Origin of the sequence: Alicyclobacillus hesperidum subsp. aegles (assembly GCF_027923525.1) — a bacterium.
GTDB classification, from domain to species: domain Bacteria; phylum Bacillota; class Bacilli; order Alicyclobacillales; family Alicyclobacillaceae; genus Alicyclobacillus; species Alicyclobacillus aegles.
This window is the reverse complement of the sequence record NZ_BSBJ01000015.1, coordinates 1-4,752: the sequence shown is the minus strand read 5'-3', so window position 1 is coordinate 4,752 and position 4,752 is coordinate 1. Positions and strand designations below refer to the sequence as shown.

At 52.4% G+C, this 4,752-nt stretch carries 1 protein-coding gene, 17 tRNA genes and 1 rRNA gene; 1 reads left to right on the top strand and 18 read right to left on the bottom strand.

Going from position 1 to position 4,752, the window contains the following annotated elements; genetic code table 11:
* Window positions 1-173 precede the first annotated feature (173 nt).
* From QMF38_RS09400 to QMF38_RS09315, 18 genes are all read right to left on the bottom strand, one after another.
* Complete coding sequence (locus tag QMF38_RS09400; RefSeq protein ID WP_281759274.1) at window positions 174-1,490, bottom strand: APC family permease; 1,317 nt, start codon at window positions 1,488-1,490, stop codon at window positions 174-176.
* A gap of 288 nt (window positions 1,491-1,778) precedes the next feature.
* A tRNA-Ile gene (locus QMF38_RS09395) sits at window positions 1,779-1,855 on the bottom strand.
* Between the two features lie 3 nt (window positions 1,856-1,858).
* A tRNA-Asp gene (locus QMF38_RS09390) sits at window positions 1,859-1,935 on the bottom strand.
* 1 nt (window position 1,936) lies between these two features.
* A tRNA-Ser gene (locus QMF38_RS09385) sits at window positions 1,937-2,030 on the bottom strand.
* A gap of 6 nt (window positions 2,031-2,036) precedes the next feature.
* Window positions 2,037-2,112: transfer RNA gene (locus QMF38_RS09380), tRNA-Glu, on the bottom strand.
* A gap of 36 nt (window positions 2,113-2,148) precedes the next feature.
* Window positions 2,149-2,223, bottom strand: a tRNA-Val gene (locus QMF38_RS09375).
* A 1-nt stretch (window position 2,224) separates the two neighbouring features.
* Window positions 2,225-2,298, bottom strand: a tRNA-Gly gene (locus QMF38_RS09370).
* Window positions 2,299-2,363: 65 nt separating this feature from the next.
* Window positions 2,364-2,438: transfer RNA gene (locus QMF38_RS09365), tRNA-Gly, on the bottom strand.
* A 57-nt stretch (window positions 2,439-2,495) separates the two neighbouring features.
* A tRNA-Glu gene (locus tag QMF38_RS09360) sits at window positions 2,496-2,570 on the bottom strand.
* A 3-nt stretch (window positions 2,571-2,573) separates the two neighbouring features.
* Window positions 2,574-2,649: transfer RNA gene (locus tag QMF38_RS09355), tRNA-Thr, on the bottom strand.
* Between the two features lie 5 nt (window positions 2,650-2,654).
* Window positions 2,655-2,729: transfer RNA gene (locus QMF38_RS09350), tRNA-Asn, on the bottom strand.
* Window positions 2,730-2,732: 3 nt separating this feature from the next.
* Window positions 2,733-2,808, bottom strand: a tRNA-Ala gene (locus QMF38_RS09345).
* A gap of 5 nt (window positions 2,809-2,813) precedes the next feature.
* Window positions 2,814-2,893 (bottom strand) — tRNA-Leu (locus tag QMF38_RS09340).
* A 42-nt stretch (window positions 2,894-2,935) separates the two neighbouring features.
* A tRNA-Pro gene (locus QMF38_RS09335) sits at window positions 2,936-3,012 on the bottom strand.
* A 4-nt stretch (window positions 3,013-3,016) separates the two neighbouring features.
* Window positions 3,017-3,093 (bottom strand) — tRNA-Arg (locus QMF38_RS09330).
* Between the two features lie 3 nt (window positions 3,094-3,096).
* Window positions 3,097-3,171, bottom strand: a tRNA-Gln gene (locus tag QMF38_RS09325).
* A gap of 52 nt (window positions 3,172-3,223) precedes the next feature.
* Window positions 3,224-3,298: transfer RNA gene (locus QMF38_RS09320), tRNA-Thr, on the bottom strand.
* A gap of 1 nt (window position 3,299) precedes the next feature.
* Window positions 3,300-3,375 (bottom strand) — tRNA-Lys (locus QMF38_RS09315).
* A gap of 1,044 nt (window positions 3,376-4,419) precedes the next feature.
* Here QMF38_RS09315 and QMF38_RS09310 point away from each other — a divergent pair.
* A 16S ribosomal RNA gene (locus tag QMF38_RS09310) occupies window positions 4,420-4,752 on the top strand; the annotation flags it as partial.

Here is a 4,752-nt window from a genome sequence, read left to right as displayed (position 1 = left end):
CGGTTGATGTTTGTTCGCACTTACATTTTACCGGAAGGGCGATTCTTTTTGTGGACATGTAGGGCAACATTCAAACAGATTTTCATAAATAAGGGGCTCCCCCTAAGTGCACTTGGCACTTTTGGGACAGCCCCATAGTCTAAGACATCCGGAAGCACAGCGTGATCGTCCTCTTAACCGGCATTGCGAGTCGGTTGTTGATCCCTTTCATGCCCGCTCGACTTGGCTTGTGTGCGACGGCTAATTCCGTATAGCACCATCCCAATGGCCAGGGCCGCCAGTGCAAGCGAAAGCTGACCCGCGGTTTCTTGACTCAGCAGCCAAATGCACAACCCGGCTGCAATAGCGGGAATGGCTACGCCAAAAGGGAGTCGGAAGGAACGCAACTCGTTTTTTGCCCGAAAACGAAGGACAATGACGGAGACACAGACGGCGAGATACTCATACAGGCGCGCAGCGACGTTAAGCATGAGCAGATGCTCAAACGTGCCCGTGACACTAAGTATAATGACAATCACGCCCGTCACCCAAATCGACACGATAGGCGTTTGAAAGCGGGGCGAAATCTTCGCCAGGATCCCCGGCAGTCCTCTACGCAGGGATAGCGCGTAAAGGATGCGTGGAGCCGTTAAAGCGACACCACTCTTGGTACCCAGAATGGACAAAACAGCTCCAATGGTCATCACGGTTGCTCCACCCAGAAACATGTTGCGTCCAGCGTCCGCAAGCGGGGTAGCCGACGTGGCGAGGGACGGATCGAGTCGCACAGCGGCTTCTTGAATGAGCAAATAGAACAGCGTGACGCCTACTAATGTACCAATTACGCCGATCACGGCCGACTTGCGTGGGTGAACCATTTCACCTTGTTGTACCGTCGCCATTTCGAAGCCACCATATGCATAAATCAAGACAAGCACGGCCTTGCTAATCTGCGGCGCGCTGTGGGACAAAGCGGATACAGCAGGCGTGTGATGCGCGTATATAAATAGCCCAACAATCACGAGCAATGCCAGTGGTATCAGCTTGACGATAGAGAAGAAAATGACTGCCCAAGAGCCTTTGCGAACACCCAGCGAATTCAGCAAGCACAACGCTGCGATAACTCCTGCAGCAATCCAGTCTTTTGCCGGGGCTAGGCTTGGAACAAGTGACGTCACATAGCCCATAAGTCCATTTGAGAGTGCGGCCCAACCGACGATTAACGTTAGCCAACTCATCCAACCTACACTTGCCGCGATCGTTCGACCCATCGCTCGTTCGGCATACATGTATGAACCGCCAGTTTCATTGAACATGCTGCTAGCCTCAGCAAACGAAAGGCCAATCATAATAGCGACAAGTCCTGCGATCAAATATGACCACGGCGCTTGGTGGCCTGCTAGCGCAGAGACTTGACCGGGCAGCAGGAATATGCCTCCACCGATCACACCATTCATGCCGATGAATAGCACTTCGGGCGTACGTAAAGCACGCTTTAACCCCTCTTGCACGTCACTCACCTCATATGCATAAATTCTTAGAAGAGTACAAGGGATTATCCTACAACGGATTTGTTGGCTTGGCAACACGCGAGTCTAAAGTAGTCGCTTTCAAGACGTAAACCAGGAGGAGGATGTAGTCGGGTGGAACTGCGTGGAGAAATGCGAGTAACTCGAGCCCGGAGCATAGAGGAAAAATCAACTCTAATTCCGTTTGGGGGAAGGGGGGACATATACCGCTTACTCTATAATTATAATGAAAAAAGGCTGTCATACTAATTCGTATGACAGCCTTAGTTTTGGTGCGCCCAGGTGGATTCGAACCACCGACCTCACGATTATCAGTCGTGCGCTCTAGCCGACTGAGCTATGGGCGCAAGTGGCGGAACTGACGGGATTCGAACCCGCGATCTCCTGCGTGACAGGCAGGCATGTTAGGCCTCTACACCACAGTTCCATGGCGGAGTGAGAGGGATTCGAACCCTCGATACGGCTTTTGACCGTATACTCGCTTAGCAGGCGAGCGCCTTCGACCTACTCGGCCATCACTCCATCTGATGGTGACCCTAAGGGGATTCGAACCCCTATTACCGCCGTGAGAGGGCGGCGTCCTAAACCGTTAGACGATAGGGCCTTACTGTCAGAACCAATTGACGGTCCCAATTACAGTTGGTGCGGCTGACAGGAATCGAACCTGTGGCCCCCACCGTGTCAAGGTGGTGCTCTCCCTCTGAGCTACAGCCGCATGGAGCGGGTGAAGGGAATCGAACCCTCGCTCTCAGCTTGGGAAGCTGATGTTCTACCATTAAACTACACCCGCAGGCTTGTGGAAATTTCTCTCCGTACCAGCCGAGCTTATGCTCGGCTGGCTGGAGTAAGAAATCATGGAGCGGAAGACGGGATTCGAACCCGCGACCCTCGCCTTGGCAAGGCGATGCTCTACCCCTGAGCCACTTCCGCGCAAGCACTTATCAATTCTACACACAACCTACGAGTTTCGTCAAGTGGTAATTTTCATGGTGACCCCAGCGGGATTCGAACCCGCGTTACCGCCGTGAAAGGGCGGTGTCTTAACCACTTGACCATGGGGCCACATGGAGCTCCCAACCAGGCTTGAACTGGTGACCTCATCCTTACCATGGATGCGCTCTGCCAACTGAGCTATGGGAGCATGTTTGGCTCCCCGAGTAGGATTCGAACCTACGACCCTCCGGTTAACAGCCGGATGCTCTACCGCTGAGCTATCGAGGAAAGTGGTGGAGGTAGACGGATTCGAACCGACGACCCCCTGCTTGCAAGGCAGGTGCTCTCCCAGCTGAGCTATACCCCCACGAATCCCGGAGGCCGGACTCGAACCGGCACGGTTTCCCGCACGATTTTGAGTCGTGTGCGTCTGCCAATTCCGCCACTCCGGGTAATCTGAATATTGACTTTTCAGCTTGTACAACCACTGAAACTGGTCGGAGCAGCGGGATTCGAACCCACGACCTCCTGCTCCCAAGGCAGGCGCGCTACCAAGCTGCGCTATGCTCCGATGATGGCGTGCCCTGAGAGATTCGAACTCCCGACCTTTTGATTCGTAGTCAAACGCTCTATCCGGCTGAGCTAAGGGCACGTGTGGCTGGGGAAGAAGGATTCGAACCTTCGCATGACGGTACCAAAAACCGTTGCCTTACCGCTTGGCTATTCCCCAACAACGATTATTCAAGGTTAGAGGGCAACATATTAAAATTGCCCTCTAATTGTGGAGCCACCTGTCGGATTCGAACCGACGACCTGCTCATTACGAGTGAGCCGCTCTACCCCTGAGCCAAGGTGGCATGGTGAGCCATGCTGGATTCGAACCAGCGACACCCTGATTAAAAGTCAGGTGCTCTGCCAACTGAGCTAATGGCTCGCATCAACGTGTTATCGTTGCGCACTGGGTAATCTAACACGTATCTTGTACCAAGTCAAGCATTCAAAACAAATTTCTTTAAAAATCGACGTTCGGCATGACTTGTTCTATGGACAGTCGTCATGACCCCTTCATCTAACTGCCCTTTAATTGCCCCCACCGCATAACGCCCACTTAGAGTGCACGTGTGAGGTAAGGTTATACGTGATGGATCGGAATTGATCTACAGTCACCAATGCTACCGAACAACAAAAACCATTTCAGTCACATTTGAGATCAATGACATTTGAGATATGTTGCGAGCTTATTGGCGCATGAAGTGTTATGTCCAGTCTGATCAACCATCTTGGACGTAGGTAGCGATCCTTTTCTGAAAAGGGATCAGCACGTTTCTCCAACATGGCTTTACCCGTTACCTTGGCTTTTATGTGTTTGAGCGTTTTATATGGCGATCCCGTCTATAGCTAATTGCATCGAAGCGAAAGTATCAATTGCTATGACGAAAGTATCAATTGCTATGAATTGAAGTGTGGATGCTTCTTTTCGTTGTCAGAGCATCTTTGGGTCCTCTAAGGCGCAAGCCCAGAGGGAATTGTGGCCCACGTTTTCACTGATGATAAAGTTGCGGGCTTCCCGACTTTAGATAGATGCGGTGGGAGCTTCCGGGTACTCAATTACATAGCGTGCCCTGTTGGGCGGCCCGGTTAACAGTTGAGCAAGACTTAATAGCACGTGCCGAATCCGTCTGTGGGGAGGTTCATAGACCTCGGATTTATTTACCAAACAATGTGTACTAGACAACCAACGTCCTGCGTAGTATAGTAGTTGACGCCGCTTGGGACGGCGCTCTACGGCAACGTCCGGTGGCCAATCGGTCAAGATGCTGAGCTCGCCAGTGAGTGAGCGATGCAAAACTTACCGGTTGACGATGAAGTGTGAGATGTGATATATTGATTGGGCTGCCTCGAACGGCAGCATCGCTCCTTGAAAACTAAACACACACCACGCCAGTTCATCTGTCTCGCGTATGCGGGATAGTGAGATTTCATTGAGAGTTTGATCCTGGCTCAGGACGAACGCTGGCGGCGTGCCTAATACATGCAAGTCGTGCGGACATCTTCGGATGTCAGCGGCGGACGGGTGAGTAACACGTGGGCAATCTGCCTTTCAGACCGGAATAACACTCGGAAACGGGTGCTAATGCCGGATAGGTCACGAGGAGGCATCTTCTTGTGAGGAAAGTTGCAAATGCAGCGCTGAAAGAGGAGCCCGCGGCGCATTAGCTAGTTGGTGAGGTAACGGCTCACCAAGGCGACGATGCGTAGCCGACCTGAGAGGGTGACCGGCCACACTGGGACTGAGACACGGCCCAGACTC